This window comes from Paenibacillus sp. MER 99-2 (genome assembly GCF_023714095.1).
Lineage (GTDB): Bacteria > Bacillota > Bacilli > Paenibacillales > Paenibacillaceae > Paenibacillus.
The window spans coordinates 768315-785526 of record NZ_JAMAUZ010000001.1 but is presented as its reverse complement, the minus strand read 5'-3'; the positions used below and the strand labels follow the sequence as shown (position 1 = coordinate 785526).

The following is a 17212-nucleotide window of genomic DNA, read 5'->3' as shown; positions in this document are numbered from 1 at the left end:
TGATCAAGCAGCTTCGCTTGTACCCTTTTCTTCTTCTGACCAGCTCTGGCGTGTCATCGTGCCCCATGAATTGTTGTTTTGCATAAACTGAACGTGACCCTGCAATCTCCAGAGCACACCGAGCTGATGGTAACCTACAAATTTCAAGGCAGAGAATACCAGCATTTTGACCAAATCAGATAGCTTGTTGTAACGCTTAAATGCAATTTCCTCCAGCACTAGCGCGCCTACACTCAGCAGATAACCACTCACAAAGTTCAACAATCCGAACAACACGAGAATCGGCCACTGCGTCATATCCATCAGCACGTATCCGGCGAGTGCCAGAAGTCCGGTAATCCGGAAATACGGGTTGAGTGCTTCAAAAATGACATTGTATGGCATCGTCACCATGCCCATTACTTTGTATTTCGGGTTGAACAGCATGCCACGGTTCTCGAGCATGTTCTTCAGATTTCCCCGTCCCCAACGCTTGCGCTGACTGGACAAGATCCGGTAGGAATCGGGAGCTTGTGTCCAACATACCGCTTCAGGACAGAAGGCCACGCGATACTTCAATTTATTTTCCAGCATATAGCGGTGAAGCTTGATAATAATGTTCATGTCCTCCCCAGGATAACCGTCCCGGTAGCCTCCGACAGCAATAACTGCATCCTTACGGAACATACCGAAAGCACCTGATACGATAATCAAACCATTCATGTGGCTCCAGCCAATTCGTCCGCCGAGAAAGGCTTTGAGGTACTCAATAGACTGGAACATTGGCCACATTTTGCGAGGAAGCGATACATCCTGCACGGCTCCGTTTTCGATCTTACAGCCATTGGCTATACGAACATCGCCACCAATCGCTACCGTCTCTTCCGGGTTCTCCATGTACATGCGTGCCATACGGATCAAGGCATCTTTCTCCAGAAGCGAATCGGCATCGATCGAAGAAATAAGAGGGTAGTGAGACAGATTAATACCTGCATTAAGTGAATCCGCCTTACCACCGTTCTCCTTATCGATCAAATACAGATCCGGGAATTCTGGATTATGATAAATGCCCCGTATGTTTTTACATGCAATTTTGCCATGCATTTTCGTATTGGTCATGGGCTTAAGATTGTACTCTTGCAGCAACACCTTCAACGTGTTGTCACTGGAACCATCGTTAACCACGATAACCTCATACGTTGGATAATTCAGCGTCATGAGACAGTTTACATTTTCAATAATCGTCAGTTCCTCATTGTATGCCGGTACCAGCAAGGAGACCGAGGGCACCAGTTCCGAGCCTGACAACGTATTGTATTTGGAATAGTGCGAACGCCGGAATATCGTCCATATGTTGCGGAATGAAAGGGCTAAGATGGAGAAATATAGTGTGTTAACAAAAACCACATAATATATAGCCACCATACCGTAGATTAATAATAGATCTCTAAGCAGTGTAATCCCCTCCTACCGTTGCCACACCTGTACGTTTCTTGCTTGTGCGATGGTCTATTGGTGAGCCAAAATACCGATCATAGAGCAGCCTTTTTTTGTTATGTGCGATCATCTGTTCAACAGCTTTATGATCTGTTCCCGTGTGTTGCATCGTGCTCTCAATCTGCTGCATCGCGATTTCACGCTCAACATTTGTACCCTGTACAGCAGCTTGGCACAATGCTTCGAATCCAGGCTCGCCCAGCTTCGCCAGACTTTCGGCACTGTTATATCGCACTCCCCAATCTTCATCTCGCAGCGCTTTGCGAAGTAACGGGATACTGCCTGATGCATGCTTGGAGCCCAGCGCTTGTGCGACTTCGGCACGTACCTCGGGATCTGCATCCTGCATTAATTTCAAAATCGTCTCATCTCGTAGTGCAGGACTTGCACTAAGGTACAGCTTCACTGCCTCAGCACGCACATCCTGCTGCTCTGCGCCTACCAGTCTGTGAAGAGCAGGCATCACTTCTGGAACAGCCTGTCCCCACATGGCTACAAGTCCTACTTTTACAAAATCGGGATTACGGTCCTCCAATAATTCAATCAACAGCTTACTCGTATCCATGCTTGTTTCAAGCAGAATATCTGCGGCTAGGTGATGAATGGATTTGCCTTTGGTTAACAACACCTCAAGCATTTCCTTTAACTCCCCTTGACGAACCGTGCTTCTCGCAATCGAGCGAGCAATCATGATGGCCATCGGACCAGGCTTCTCATCCTTCAGCAATTCCATCAGCCCCGGAACAGCCTCTGGACAACGCATGCCCCCTAAGCGATACGCCGCATCGATCTGACGACCGTAACGCAATCTGCCCAGTTCTTTCAGATCATGCTCTACAAACCCTGACTCACGGCACAAGGCAATTAATTTGTCGCGGTACTCTCCCTTGAACTGATCGATCCATTCAATCAACTTATTCTGGATGACTCTGCGCTCTAACGGAGCAAGCTTGCCTGGTGGCAGCTTCAGTTCACGATTCTCCGTCAGTGCAGTTTGCAAGTACGTAAAGTAGTCCCGCTGTTTGGATTCGTACCACTCCATCTTGCGCTGTTTGCCATTGTGGGACATTTTCATGGCAAACAGCAGGATTACGCCCACAACAACAAGCGCTATACAGATATATAGAAATAGATAAGCCAGTGCCAAATTGGGAAACATGTGAAAAAGTCCTCCTTATAGTGCGTGTTCAAAAAGGTCGGTTTTCAGTACCAAGAAGATGGGATGAAGATAGAAATGGAGTAGCAGAGCGTAGATTAAGCTACGTGAGCAACGGACATTTCGGCTGAATCCCATATTCGATGCTGAGATGCCGCTTACGCATCCTTCGTAATCAAAAGCGGACTTTTTGAACAACCTCCTTATATTGATTTATTCGGTCTGAAAACTAGGTATTAGTTCAAAACGTTTCTTCATTTCCTCATAACTTAGCTTCAAACGTTCGCTGTACTCTACCTGCTCCCAAGGCTGCCACTTGTACATAGGCAATGTCTTCAAGTCCAGTGTGTTCGCTTCGCCTCCTGGCCATGATACCTTACCAGTAGATCGCTCCATCAACCAAGGAACCAGTGTAACGCCCTCTACGGTTTCAGTTTGGAACTGTCGTCCTTCCTGAAGTGCTCCATAGCTGATGACCTGTAGTGAGCTTGGATCACCGAACCCAAGTAACATCCAAGGGATTCGCATCTCCACCTGATTTCCGTTATACTGCCAGGCTGTTAACGAATCTGTATCAGACTGCCCTGCCGCTGTAGTTCCTCGCTTCAGCGCCCCCACCTTTTCGTTCATAAATGGGTGAGCCGATCTGGTATCCGGCGGTGTCATCCTCAGGCTTACCGCCAGGTTCCACGGCTGGAATGGATTAGCTGAATCCGCTGAATCCTCAGGCAACATATCATAGCCATCCTTGCCATACAAACGACGATTAAAATCGTAATCCTTGGCGATCTCCACTTGAGATTCAGCATCCTGCCCCAACGTGATTACCGTTTCGAGTCCATCACTGATCGTTCGATCAGGAAGTCGCTCGCCAGGCTGATTACCTCCTGCAAGTGTATCTGTACCAATGTGCAGCACCGTCTGATCCGGGTCAAATGGCTGATCTAAGGTCATGCCGATGTACAGGTAAGCTTCGTCATGCGTCAGCTTCATCTCCTGAATGCCCTCCACTTTCCCCTGCCAGACCGTTACCTCATCATCCTTCAGCTGCTCCCAATCATCCAAGCTGCCATCAATGGTCAACTGCTCCTGTTTCCCAGGATCCATCGCGAGCAAACCAAACATCTTCTCGTTGGTCAGCACGTTTAACCAATACGCACGTCGGTCTGCTGGAATTTCGAGTGGCATCGTGTTCCAGGTTTTCTTGAACCATTCGTCCTGCCACATGAACAAGATCGCTCCTGCATACCCTTCATCGTAGATATCTTGAGTCAGGGAAGCGTCGATCTCACCTTGCTCTGCCTCGTTATGCCCTCCCTGATTCCTTCCTCCCATGCCCAGATGAGAAATACCAAGCGAGGAAGGTACACCGTACTCTGTAATCATTACAGGCATATCGGAAAACTCGGCTTTGAGCTTGCGTAGGTAGCTTTTGTACGTGTTGTACTCTCCATTGGCATCCTTGATCGTTTGAAGCGTCTTATCGATGTGGAACAAGTCAGGATAATAAGGATACACATGATACGCTGCAAAATATCCTCCTTGCCAGTCCTTAGACTCAATATGACGGGCATCCACACTGACCAGATCCTCTTCATACAATGGTTCACCTGGATGGTCGAGTACATCGGTCGTCACCCAATTCGTAAACGTCATTGGATGCTCCCAACCGTACTCTTTCTCTAATACAGCGGTGTAGTCCAGCAATTCGGCCAACCAATTCTCAAATGGTGAAGCATCTGGGGTTCCCGAAAAATGAACTCCCTTGTACTGCGGCACATCAGGATGTGTCTTATTCGTGTTATCCACCATCATAGGATCCCACTCGGTTCCTACATGCCACGCCATCAGATATTTCCCTGCATTCGCCTTATACTTCCCGCTAGAAGCTCCCGGTTTATCAGGAATGTCTGCATCCCCATAGACAGCAGATACTGCTTTTTCAATTTCCTGTTTAAACGTTTGTTCGATATGGTCGAGATAAGCATCCTGCTTCTCAATCAACTCTTCCTCAGGCGACCATATCCCCTGTATAAAATATAAGGGCTGCTGCCTACCGCGATTATAATCGACCAAGGCTGTGTAAAAAATCGGTTCGTGAACCGTATATACCCGGATTACATTAGCGCCCAGATCCTGAATCTGCTGGAACCACCTCTGATAGTCCTCTTTAGTCAGCGGGAATTCTCCTGGGTAGTGTCCTGGTGACGTTGCGCCCAGATTGACGCCTTTGACGAACATCTCCTTCCACGTACCGTCCGATCCGTACTCCATGAACCGGTCTCCCTCTGTTTTAAACTTCATTTCTGTACCATTCTGCGCTGTATAGGTGACCAGTTTGGGCTGCATATAGTACATGCCGGCAAAAATCCCTCCGGTCAATACTACGGCTCCAGCCAGCACCGTTAGCATCCAGCGTTTTCGTCTTCGTCTACTCATGCTCTCGATTGCTCACCTCTCTAGTATGCATCCCGTCTTATGCCTGTGTTATGGATCAAAACAGGAAGACACGCGGTATATTCCGCATGGGATGACCGCAATGGATAGAGCTGTCAGCGGTGTAGTTCTCACTATAGCGCTAAGCGTCTGCATTTGTAACTAGGCTGATGGGAGCAAACATAAACTGCAACATTCTGCCCATTATTCGTAAAATGCACCATCAACTAGTACACCGTCCCTCGGAACTTCATCCTCTGCTCACCGTTGTATCTTCCCCCTGTAAACGGAGGATTTACGTTCCATTCCTCTACGGACGTATATGCCTGTTATTGTTATATGCAACGCGGATTACAGCCTCTGAGTGTGCTTGGACACTTATCCCATTAAACGCAGGTTGTTTTTTAAAGTTGCGGCCTTTTTTACAGTATTAACCATAAAGATTACAAAATTGATACTATAGTCCGATAACGCATCAGTGAAAATCCGCGTCCTATCAAGCTTTTCTGAAAAATGCAGAAAATCAAAAAAGGACATCAGTCCTGCACTGTAGGACTGTGCCCATTTATATCCCTTTTACAAATCATCGAATGAACAGGGGGTCATCGCCCAGAGGTCACAGATCTCTAACATTAAATGTAAAAATCCACATCTTATTTCCTACAATCTGCTCTTCACCAAGCTATTTCGTATTTGTGTCCAATTTGCAAAATAATTCCGCTTGCCGCATTTTAAATTGTCAGATATGCTTATAAAACAAGAACACATGTTCCATACTGTAAATAAACTGTAAAATAATCAATCAGAATGAACCTATTTTGATTCAAACCCTATGGATTGAGAAGTCAAAGGAGAGACTGTTATGCCCCGCAAAGCCACACGCGTCATTATGCTAGCCGATTGCCAGTCGTTCTATGCCAGCGTAGAGAAATCTGCACACCCTGAATACAAGGATCGTCCACTCGTTGTAGCCGGAGATCCCTCACGCCGTTCGGGTATTATTCTGGCAGCCTGCCCTTTGGCCAAATCCTATGGCATTACGACTGCTGAGCGACTAGGCGAAGCCTTAGCGAAATGTCCGGACGTTGTTGTCATTCGCCCAAGAATGGCGGAGTACATTCGGGTCTCCCTGCACATTACGAGCATTCTACAGACGTATACCGATCTTGTTGAACCCTATAGCATCGACGAGCAGTTTCTGGATGTCACCGGAAGTCTTGATCTGTTCGGCAGTCCGGAAGTGATCGCTAAGAGCATTCAAGCCAGAGTCATGGACGAGACTGGCGTATACATCCGTATTGGTATTAGCGACACGAAGGTCGTCAGCAAAATGGCTTGTGATCTATATGCCAAAAAAGTCCCTGGAGGCATCTACACGATCCCCCGTAAGGACGTACAGACAACATTATGGCAGAAGCCAGTCAGAGATATGTTTATGGTTGGTTCTCGTATGGCGAATCATCTCTATAAGATGGGCATTCACACGATTGGTGAGTTGGCTCAGACTCCGCTCTCCCGACTTCGAGATCGTTGGGGCGTAAACGGTGAGGTGTTGTGGAGAATTGCTCGTGGCATAGACGATTCTCCGGTGAAGCCGGGAACATATGCCCACCAGCAAAAGGGGATTGGGCATCAGATGACTTTGCCTCGGGACTATGAGTCTTGGGAGGACATCAAGGTTGTGTTGCTTGAACTAGCCGAGCTGGTTAGCCGGCGTGCACGGGACAAATCACTGATGGGCAATGTCGTATCTGTCGGATGTCGTGGACAGGATTATGATCGTCCTACTGGCTTTTCGCGCCAAATGAAAGTGAATGAACCTACGAACATTACGGATGAGGTATACGATGCTGCAGCCGCCCTCTTCTTACGCCATTGGGACGGATTACCCATCCGCCGAATCAGCGTATCCTTAACCGGGCTGGTCGCTGATTCCGACATACAGCTATCCTGGTTCGACGATCGTGAACGAAAAAGAGAACTGGAACGCGCCACAGATGATATCAAACGCAAATTCGGAGATACCGCGATTATGCGGGCCTCTTCCCTATGCTCATCTGCCCAAGCACAGGATCGTTCTCATAAAATTGGAGGTCATTACAAATGAGTAAAAAATTGCAGCAAAACGGACTCTTTGAATCTTCTCGCATGATGCTTCCTGAACACCGGGAAGCTTATATTCTTCATCAAGAGCAATTGGCTCCACGCACTCGTCCTTCTCTGGATAGTCAAGCGGCAGAGGAAATGTCTCGTTTACTCAGCGATTCGATGGTGTTAGGAGATATCATTACCATTACGCTGTTCCACGAATATGACGATATTCGTATCACCGGGCAGGTGCTGCGAATGAACCGTCCCGCCCGCACCCTTAAGCTACTTACGGATAACGGGACTCGGGACATTCAGATGAATCTGATCACAGATGTCACTCTAGCCAGTGACTAATACATCTCCCACATACACATGTCTATATCCTCAATAGGAACTATTCACTCGCAAAGTCAGGTTTGCGAATCTGCGGGGATAGTTGCAGCTAAATTAAATGGGACAGGACTGCTTTCCTACATGGAATGGACTCAATTCATGTGTTAAGAATAACGATACCGACGGCAGCACCTCTCATACTAAAGAAGCAAAAGGAGCTAGAAGTGATTCAAAAGGTCATTTTAAGGGTATATCTCGCATTTTTAGTGCGTGTTCAAAAAGATCGGTTTTAAACAACCTCTTTAGAAGAAGCTCCAGTCGAATTCCTTAGAGAGACGTTCAAGCAGATGCACTCCGGCAATACTATTTCCTTTACGATTTAAAGCCGGCCCTACCAGTCCTATACCGAATTGACCTGGCACAAGCGTCAAAATCCCTCCAGATACACCGCTCTTCGCAGGCAGTCCAACCTGGATAGCAAATTCACCGGATGCATTGTACATTCCGCAGGTGGTCATAAATGTTTTGGCAATCTGTACATAACGACGTGGAATTAACTCTTCTCCGGTGATTGGGTCTGTCCCATTGTAAGCAAGCACCAATGACATACGTGCGAGATCCGCACAGGTTACCTCAATCGAGCAATGACGGAAATACACCGCAAGTACATCTTCGACATCATCCTTGAGCACCCCGTTGTGCTTGAGGAAATATCCAAGTGATCGGTTTAGATGACCGCTCTCGGACTCAGACTGAAATACGGCCTCATTATAGTTTAGTCGTTCATTGTTTGCCAGCTTACGGAAAAACTCTAGGATACGTCGGGATTTTTCTTCCTTACAATCGCCTGCAATTAGGGAGGATACGGTGATTGCACCAGCGTTAATCAGTGGATTAAATGGAATACCTGGTTCAACCAATTCGAGCTTGATCATGGAGTCATAATCGTCGCCGGTCGGTTCTTTTCCTACATTAAAGAATACAGCTTCTTCTCCATGATCCATCAAAGCGAGAATTAAGGTGAACACTTTAGAAATACTCTGCATCGTAAAAGGTACACCACAATCGCCAGCTGATACATGGTTACCCTCAGCGTCCATGATATGTATGCCAAGCTCATCCTGCGAAGCTTTGACCAGCTCCGGAATATAGGAAGCCACCTTACCTTGCCCTGTATGCAAACGGCTCGTTTCCAACCATTCGGGCAGTAGTGAGTTTAGTCGCTCCATCGTAGAATTGCTCATCTCCATCTCCTCCATCTCTCTGCTTATTATCTTACGGTATTAGAAAGGATTACCCGGAGTGGGTAATCCTTTACCATATTATCGTCGTCTTAGCGTTTCGCTCGTAAGTTCAGTTCGAGTATCTCTCCGGGTAACCCGTCATAATCGCCTACCCAAGTGGAAACAAAGTTCTGTCTAAGCAGTATTTGACGTGAAGCTGCATTCGTGGGATCAATTACGGCGTAGAGCTTACTAATGCCTGCAGCCTGTGCCTTTATAATTAACCGAGCGGCAATGGAAGTCCCATGACCTTGTCCCCAATGTTCAGGCAGTATCATATATCCGATCTCCGCTCGATCTGGATTAGCCTCATCTGGAATTAGTTTGGCGTAAGCTATGCCGTTTCCCTCCTTGCCAGAGACCCGATAGAATCCGGTATCATTGTTGAGGTTGTAGTCCAGCATGCTTCCGAATTCTTCTCTTGCTTCCTGTTCAGGAAATGCACGTTCGGTAATCTGTTTCATCACTTCACTATTGGAGACAAGCGCATAATAATCTGCAAAATCAGGCTCTGTGTATTTCATAAAATTCATTATATTCGTACCTCCTCTGAATTAACATCAGGGCTTGCCCTTTTGATTTCCCCTAGAGTATACCAGAAGCAAAGTATGCAATGCACATCCCCCATACCTTCAGGTTCGAACCGCAAAAAAAAAGCGACCTTTTAGAGGTCGCTCAGGCTCATTACATATTCCAATATATATGTCCGTTCTAGATTAGCTTGCCCGGGATGAAGGATGAAGACTCAGCTTTCCTTCACGCTGACGTGTACGACGTTGTTGCCCCGGAGGTGTAATGATACATGCAAGCAACAAGGAGATCGTACAGAGAACGGCAATCACGATGAAGGTAAGATGGAACCCGCCCAGCAATGCGCTGATAAATGATCCGGCAAGTGCACCAAAACCAAACCCTTGATAAATGACACCATAGTTTTTGCTCTGATTTTTCAATCCAAAATAGTCGGCCACAATGGCTGGAAATACTGTGATATTCCCGCCAAAACAAAAAGCAATGGCTGCCACACAGGCGAAGAACACTCCAAAACTTAGCGGCACCAAACTCAGTGTCATCACGGCTACTGCCGTCACCAGCAACGCTCCAGCGATGACCTTCATCCGTCCTACTTTATCCGACAATGCACCTAGGATGATGCGGCCAGCCGTATTAAATATGGCAACCATAGCAACCGCGTTAGCAGCCGTGGCTACATTTAGACCCGCGAGCTGAACACCGATGTCTTTCACAATTCCGATAAGGTACAAACCACTCATACATGCCGTGAAGAAAATAACAAATAACATGTAGGCTTCTTTTGTACGCAGCATCTCTTTGACCGTATAATCCTGGCGTACATTCGATGGTTGGTCTCCCTCTTTTTTGCCGGCTGCAGCTTGATTACGAACAACTGCTTCACGGATCAAGAACGAGCCTGCCACAATCAGAACGAGTACGATGATTCCCCAGTACATAAATGCCTGAGCAGGACCTACCGAACTAATAAGTGCGGAATTCACATATTTGAACAGAAGACTGCCTGTACCAAAAGCTCCGACCGAAATACCTGAGATCAGACCTTTGCGCTCGGGAAACCACTTAATCAGATTAGACAATGAAGTGATATAAGCAGTACCGTCTGCAAATCCAACCACAAATCCAGCCAGAAGATAGAGCAGTGTTAACGAAGTAACTTGAGAACTAAGAACAAGTCCAAGCCCAAGCAGAATTCCTGCAATACGGATCAGGCGCTGAAGACCCCATCGTTCCTGCAAACGTCCTGCAAACAATGTAGCAAATGCTAATGCAAAACTCGTTATTGAAAAAGTAATCGCAACAGAGCTAACATCCCATCCGAATCGATCGGAGAGCGGTTGGTTGAACAAGCTCCATGTGTAAATTGTACCTAGACCCATCTGTACAATAATAGTGCCAAGTACAATAAGCCAGCGATTAATGGATGTAGATTCAGTAGATGATGCCATATTAGGTGCTGATGAAATGTTTGCTTTCATCGTGATCTCCCCTTTGCCGATGTCAGATGCATGAATGCGTTCACAAGCTAATCATACATGAAAGGGGATTCATTACACCGATTTTGGCATGAGTTGCATCAGAGCGGGAATGAAATGCCTCTAAATGCGCATGAGCTGCCTGAACTCTTTTACCTTTCCACGACTTACAGGCACTTCTGCCTCCAGATCACGCAGGCGTAGCAGATACGTATTGTTAAACCAAGGCACAATTTCACGAATTTGGGCTAGATTCACCAAGTATGAACGGTGGCAGCGGAAGAAGGTTTCTTGTGGTAAACGTCCATGGAAATCCGTAATACTAACGGGCATCGTAAATTCACCATTTTTCGTGTACACCTTGGTTACCTTTTCCTGTGCTTCCGCATAATAAATATCCGTAGTATCCGTCACAATGATGTTGTCGTTCCGTAACAGGTTAATCCGCCTCACATCATGGCTGTTCGCTTCCTTCACCTGTTGCGTTCCAGATGCCGAGCTTGATACAGACGAATCGTCATGAACAAGAGCCGTATGCAGAATGGATCTATCGTTCATGCCACGTTCATGCTCACCCTGCTCCTGATCCCGGCGGAATGTCGATTCCAGCTTGTGCAGCATGGCTGCAATGCGTTTCTCGTCATACGGCTTCAATATATAGTCCAACGCTTCCAACTCAAATGCCTCTGCTGCATGTTCTTTGTACGCTGTCGTAAATACGATGTAAGGCTTACGGGCAAATTTTCCAATATGATGCGCCAGCGTCATACCGTCTAACGAAGGAATATTAATATCCAGAAAAATAACGTCAACTTCCTGCTCTTGCAGAAACTTCAGCACATCCAGTCCATCTTCAAGGCAAGCAACGACTTCAATCTGGCTGTGCTCCTGAATTAAATAATTCAATTCCTCACTCGCGAGGATCTCATCTTCAACAATAAGGGCTCTCATCGACCAATCACCTTGTTATGCATCTCCTTTGGGCACATCAAATAAAATATCTGTTCCTTGTTCCAGCCGAGTAATGGTTAAGCCTTGTCCATAAATAAGCTTCACACGGCGGTGTACGTTATATAATCCGATCTGATTCCCGGGCATTCGATCATGGTACACCTTCTCAATAATATCTGGACGGATACCTGCCCCTGTATCGCTGACACCCACTCGCACAAAATCAGGATAATCCTGTACTCGAATACGAACCGTCCCCGGGCCTTTCCCTTTAAGAATGCCGTGGATAATGGCATTTTCAACAAGCGGCTGAATCACCAGACTTGGAATATGCACAGCGACCTCATCAATCTCATAGATCACTTGCAGCCTACTACCGAAGCGGGCCTTTTCGATTTCCACATAATTACGAACCTGCTCTAGTTCCTTATGAATATCGATCAGTTCGTCTGACAGCTCCAGATTATAGCGCATATATCCTGACAAATTCACAATTAACTCTCTTGCTCGATCAGGCTTGGTACGAATGGAGGAGGCAATAGCATTTAACGCATTAAACAGAAAATGAGGATGGATGGTCGTCTGCAGAGCTCTAAGCTCTGCTTTGTTCGCAGCAGCCTTAATCTCCTCAACACGGGATACCTCCATCTGCGTGGAAATAATCTGTGATAGCCCTACCGCCATCGTTTGCAAAGGATACGTAATCTTGTACGCTTTTCGATAATAAATTTTGAGCGCACCTGTCACTTCGCCCCGCTCTTCTAGCGGAATAATGAGCAGGGAGTGAATATCTGGCGTTTTCTCATCGATCACATCATTACTAATGGTAATCTCACCGCTGGAGATCGTTTTCTTCGTCATCTCACTAATAATCTCATTTCCGATATGATACCGTTCTTCACCAAATCCCACATAAGCGAGTACATTTCGTGTATCGGTAATGGCTACTGCATCTGCCTGGATATCCTCCTGAATAATTCGGCAGATGGTACGAAGAGAATCTTCGTCAATGGAACGGAAATACGGCAGCGTTTTGTTGGCAATATCTAATGCGAGCTTCGCCTGACGAGCTGCGATCATTTCTTTTTCCCCTTCAACACTCTGCACCAGAAGCACAATCAACCCGATATTCATCTCACCTAAAATCATCGGCAGTGCAATCTGAGAAACGATATCTGCCCCCAGTGGGTCTGGATAGGAGTACAACAAAATAAGTAACATCGTAAGTGCTTCACAGATCATTCCAGCGGCGATCCCGATAATCCAGCGTTTGGACTTAGGGGTGTACTTGTGAATGTAACCAGATACGAGACCTGCGATAATACTTGTGATGAGACAAGGAACAGCCGTTACTCCGTCCATATCAATCAAATAACGGTGTACTCCAGATACAATCCCCGTAATGATCCCCACAGGTGCGCCAAACAAAATACCACCAGATAACACAGCGATGATTCGTACATTGACAAGAGAACCCTCTACATTAATTCCCGTATATGTCCCGAAGATAGCAAAAGCACAGAACAGTAGTGTAACTGCTACATATTCCTGCCACCTTAATTTGCCCTTCTGCAGGATCTGCCTAAACCGGGGAACTCTGGACAAAAAGAATAAAAAGATAATTAACAATGCCGCCCGTTCAAACAAACCAAGCAACATAATAAACATTTCAGACAATCGAACTTCCTCCATATCTGTTAGACATTAGCGTAACTCTGTTAGTTCAAGCTCCACTGTGTAGAACCTGCTCACCATGCTCGTATGCAACAGTTTACCGCTACCCCCACAGGAAAGCAAAGTCATCCCTAAAAAAACACCAGATAGATTCACTTAGACATAAAAAGTAAATATGATTACATCTCTGGTTGTCCTAATAATACGAAAGGGCTGTCCCTCGTCATGTTCATGACAAATAGGACAACCCCTCAATACTCATCATCGTCCGATGTGATAAACCCAACATCGCATCGAATACCTCACCTAAACATTCCCCATAGCTTAATCAGATGGAACGTATTATTCGGGTCAATCTTCTGCGCGATCACAAAGGCTACAAATTGCTCCTCTTGAGCAGGCGAAAAGCTCTCATTCATAATGACTGCTGAAGATTTCACAAGTCTTCTCACCTTTGCACGATCCTGGAGATCCGACTTTGTTACACCATCGATTAGTTTTTTGATACGCTCTTTTACAGCAGGATTTTTCATCTTTTTTTTGATCCGCTCCACTAACTGCGGACTAATTCCATATTGTTGATAACCCAACGGACTTAGCACCTCCTGAATAATGAACTCACTTCTTATTCATATGACAGGAGGGCTTGTACACTTGACCTTTTTCCTAAGGAAATACGAAAACCGGACTTTATCATCTATTCGATAAAGTCCGCTTTTCAGTACCAAGAAGATGGGACGAAGCTAGAAATGGAGTAGCGGAGCGTAGATCAAGCTACGTGAGCAACGGACATTTCGGCTGAGTCCCAGCTTCGCCGCTGATGATGCCGCTTGGCATCTTTCGTAATCAAAAGTTGACTTTTTGAACATCCTTTAAAGTTAATCGATGAGGTCGCCTTGAAACACTTGCTGCCCCTGTAAATACTCACGCAGTGGTGCGTAGTCGATGGATGTCCAGAAGTTTGCGTCTGTAATTAAACTGGAGACGTCATCTCTGGCCTGCTCCAATACTGCAAAGTCAGCAACCATATCGGCCAATCGAAACTCGGGCAATCCACTCTGCTTGGTGCCGAAGAAATCACCAGGACCGCGTAGATCTAAGTCACGCCTAGAAACCTCAAAACCGTCATCTGTTTCCGTCATAACCTTCATGCGTTCTTGTCCAACTTCTGATTTTGGATCAGCAATAAGCACACAGTAGGAAGCATGCGCCCCGCGGCCAACCCGGCCCCGAAGCTGGTGGAGCTGTGACAATCCAAAACGATCCGCATCCATGATCACCATAAGCGTAGCGTTAGGTACGTCCACCCCTACCTCGATGACCGTCGTGGAAACGAGAAGCTGAATATCGTTACTGTAGAAGTCACGCATCATTTCTTCTTTTTCAGTCGCCGTCATTCGTCCATGAAGCAAGCCCACACGATAGTTCGGGAAATTCTGCTGCATCTGCACATGCAGATCAATCGCATTCTGAACGTCCAGTTTTTCCGATTCTTCAATGAGCGGACAGATCAGATAGGCTTGCCGCCCTTGATCCACTTCTCGGGATATAAAGCCCAGTACCCGCTCCATCTTGTCATGCTTCACCCAGTAGGTGGAGATCGGGATACGCCCTTTAGGTCGCTCTGAGATCGTAGATACTTCAATATCTCCAAAAGCTGTAATCGCCAGTGTCCTAGGAATCGGCGTAGCTGTCATCGTCAACACATCCGGGTTATACCCTTTACGACGGAGAACACTACGCTGATTCACACCGAAACGATGCTGCTCATCGGTAACCACCAGTCCTAAATCACGGAAGAATACATCCTCCTGAATCAGAGCATGCGTCCCTACTACAATATCAATCATGCCCATTTGTAAGGAAGCAATCAGATCTTTCCGTTTGCGGCCATTCACACTACCTGTCAGCAGGCCAACGGTCACACCGAATGGTTCGAACAGCTTTTGCAATGATCTCATATGCTGCTCTGCCAGAATCTCTGTAGGCACCATTAGAGCCCCCTGAAACCCAGAGCGCACCGTAGTATAGAGAGCAATCGCCGCAATGACAGTTTTGCCTGAACCTACATCTCCCTGAAGCAGGCGGTTCATCGAATAAGGCGAGCGCATATCATGCAAAATTTCAAGCTCTACCTTCTTCTGAGCATCTGTCAGTTCAAACGGCAAACTGCGTACAAATTCACGAATCGTCGTATTATCCGTCGTATGCACGACCCCATCCATGCGATCTCGATTAAGGGCTCGATAGGCCTGCATTTTAAGTTGGAATAAGAAGAGTTCCTCATACACCATCCGTTGTCTTGCCTGCTGGCCTTCCTGGTTATCCTGGGGATGATGAATTCCATTAATCGCTTGTTTACGAGGCATGAGACTGTATTTATTTAACAAGCTCCGCGGCAAAATTTCAGGAACTAACTCACCAAATTGCACAAGCCCTTGCTGAATGGTTTTGCGCATCCACGATTGTGTGATCTTACCTGTTACTGAATATACAGGCTGAAGTGTACCTGAACGTCCTCCCCCTTTATCGGGAAATTCGGAATCGGATACCGTCATCTGCATGCGCTTTTGTTCCCATTTGCCAGTGATGACAATCTCACGGTTAGGCGTTAGCTGATCTTTCAGGAAATGTCGATTAAACCACGTAGCTGTAATCATCCACTCCTCGGTCATCACCTTACACGTAAGCCGTGATTTCTTACCGTATCTTTGTAACACAGGAATGCCCATAATTTGGCCCTGAACCGTGATCTTGTCTCCATCCTTCACTTCACTGAGAGAACGCAGACGATAATCCTCATATCTAAACGGATAATATTCTAATAAATCTTTTACAGTAGAGATGCCAAAGGCGTGAAGCTCTCCCTCTTTGAGAGCACTCACGCCGTTGATTTGTTTTACGGATATTTCATCCCATTTCATGTCTAATCCCTCATTCCGGAACAGGCCACATAAAGATCGCAATTACACCAGGACCGACATGGCTACCGATGACAGCGCCAATGTTGGTATACACTACCTCATTCAGTGTAAAATGCCCACGTAACTGCTCTGCACAAGCAATAGCTGATCCGGGATCTGCGGTGTGGCCGATTGCCACATTCACGCGTTTACCCGCGAAATCCTGCTGAAACAGCTCAATGATGCGAGCCATGGCCTTTTTTTGACCTCTAACCTTCTCTACGGCATAGATAATGCCTTCTTCATCAATAGATAGAATCGGCTTAATATTCAAAAGGGTTCCAAAAATCGCTGCCGCTTTGCCAATCCGACCGCCTTTCTGTAGATACTCCAGCGTATCCACAAGAAAGAACAGCTTACGCGTTCGGTGCATACCTTCTACAGCACTAGCGATGTCGGCTGCCGACTTGCCTTGTAAGGCTAGTTCAGCGGCCTGCACCACCAGCAACCCATATCCATAAGATGCCGACTTGGAGTCCAGCACCGTAATGTCACCTTCACGCTCTAACAGAGACTTGCCAAGCAGAGCTGATTGATAAGTGCCACTCATGCCAGACGACAAGTGAATGGATACGATGGCACGTTCCGGATCCTCATCCAGCAATGACTGATATACGTTCATGAACTCGGTTGGAGAAGGTTGTGACGTCGTTGGCAATGTCGCAGCCTTTCCAAGTTTCGTATAAAACTCCTCTGGGGTCAGTTCAACTCCGTCAGCATACGTTTCTTCACCAAACAATACACGCAACGGCACAACATGAATCCCATACTTGCGAATCAGTTCTTCCGGTATATCTGCTGTACTATCCGTTACGATCGCAACCTTATGGCTCACTAGAT

13 protein-coding genes are annotated in these 17212 nt (G+C 46.5%); 2 read left to right on the top strand and 11 right to left on the bottom strand.

What is annotated here, in order from left to right; all coding sequences use genetic code 11:
- Positions 1–3 precede the first annotated feature (3 nt).
- The 3 genes from M3636_RS03535 to M3636_RS03525 all read right to left on the bottom strand — a co-directional run bounded on the left by M3636_RS03535 (position 4) and on the right by M3636_RS03525 (position 5071).
- Positions 4–1404 (bottom strand): glycosyltransferase family 2 protein, encoded by a 1401-nt coding sequence (locus M3636_RS03535; RefSeq protein WP_174715303.1) that lies wholly within the window; start codon positions 1402–1404, stop codon positions 4–6.
- 22 nt (positions 1405–1426) lie between these two features.
- On the bottom strand, positions 1427–2635 hold the full coding sequence (locus tag M3636_RS03530) for a HEAT repeat domain-containing protein (protein WP_128102694.1): 1209 nt from the start codon (positions 2633–2635) through the stop codon (positions 1427–1429).
- 210 nt (positions 2636–2845) lie between these two features.
- Positions 2846–5071 (bottom strand): hypothetical protein, encoded by a 2226-nt coding sequence (locus M3636_RS03525; protein ID WP_128102695.1) that lies wholly within the window; start codon positions 5069–5071, stop codon positions 2846–2848.
- Between the two features lie 859 nt (positions 5072–5930).
- Between M3636_RS03525 and M3636_RS03520 the strand changes: the two genes are divergently transcribed.
- Both M3636_RS03520 and M3636_RS03515 read left to right on the top strand, forming a co-directional pair.
- Complete coding sequence (locus M3636_RS03520) at positions 5931–7175, top strand: DNA polymerase IV (protein ID WP_251381286.1); 1245 nt, start codon at positions 5931–5933, stop codon at positions 7173–7175.
- Complete coding sequence (locus tag M3636_RS03515) at positions 7172–7513, top strand: YolD-like family protein (protein WP_128102696.1); 342 nt, start codon at positions 7172–7174, stop codon at positions 7511–7513. The genes M3636_RS03520 and M3636_RS03515 overlap by 4 nt, the downstream gene beginning before the upstream one ends.
- Before the next feature lie 281 nt (positions 7514–7794).
- On the opposite strand, the gene glsA is transcribed toward M3636_RS03515, so the two are convergent.
- The 8 genes from glsA to M3636_RS03475 form a co-directional block, all read right to left on the bottom strand.
- Positions 7795–8736 (bottom strand): glutaminase A, encoded by a 942-nt coding sequence (gene glsA, locus M3636_RS03510; RefSeq protein WP_145408435.1) that lies wholly within the window; start codon positions 8734–8736, stop codon positions 7795–7797.
- Between the two features lie 89 nt (positions 8737–8825).
- Positions 8826–9308 (bottom strand): GNAT family N-acetyltransferase, encoded by a 483-nt coding sequence (locus M3636_RS03505; RefSeq protein WP_128102698.1) that lies wholly within the window; start codon positions 9306–9308, stop codon positions 8826–8828.
- Between the two features lie 183 nt (positions 9309–9491).
- Entirely contained in the window at positions 9492–10787 is a 1296-nt protein-coding gene (locus tag M3636_RS03500; RefSeq protein WP_128102699.1) for an L-lactate MFS transporter, read from the bottom strand.
- A 120-nt stretch (positions 10788–10907) separates the two neighbouring features.
- Positions 10908–11735: a LytR/AlgR family response regulator transcription factor gene (locus M3636_RS03495; RefSeq protein ID WP_128102700.1), complete on the bottom strand. Its 828-nt coding sequence runs from the start codon at positions 11733–11735 to the stop codon at positions 10908–10910.
- A 15-nt stretch (positions 11736–11750) separates the two neighbouring features.
- A complete protein-coding gene (locus M3636_RS03490) occupies positions 11751–13394 on the bottom strand; it encodes a sensor histidine kinase (RefSeq protein ID WP_128104517.1) in 1644 nt (547 codons plus the stop codon).
- A 317-nt stretch (positions 13395–13711) separates the two neighbouring features.
- A complete protein-coding gene (locus M3636_RS03485; RefSeq protein WP_128102701.1) occupies positions 13712–13999 on the bottom strand; it encodes a stage VI sporulation protein F in 288 nt (95 codons plus the stop codon).
- 288 nt (positions 14000–14287) lie between these two features.
- Positions 14288–16333, bottom strand: coding sequence for an ATP-dependent DNA helicase RecG (gene recG / locus M3636_RS03480; protein WP_251381285.1), 2046 nt, complete (start codon positions 16331–16333; stop codon positions 14288–14290).
- A 10-nt stretch (positions 16334–16343) separates the two neighbouring features.
- Positions 16344–17207, bottom strand: coding sequence for a DegV family protein (locus M3636_RS03475; RefSeq protein WP_251381284.1), 864 nt, complete (start codon positions 17205–17207; stop codon positions 16344–16346).
- Positions 17208–17212: the final 5 nt, after the last annotated feature.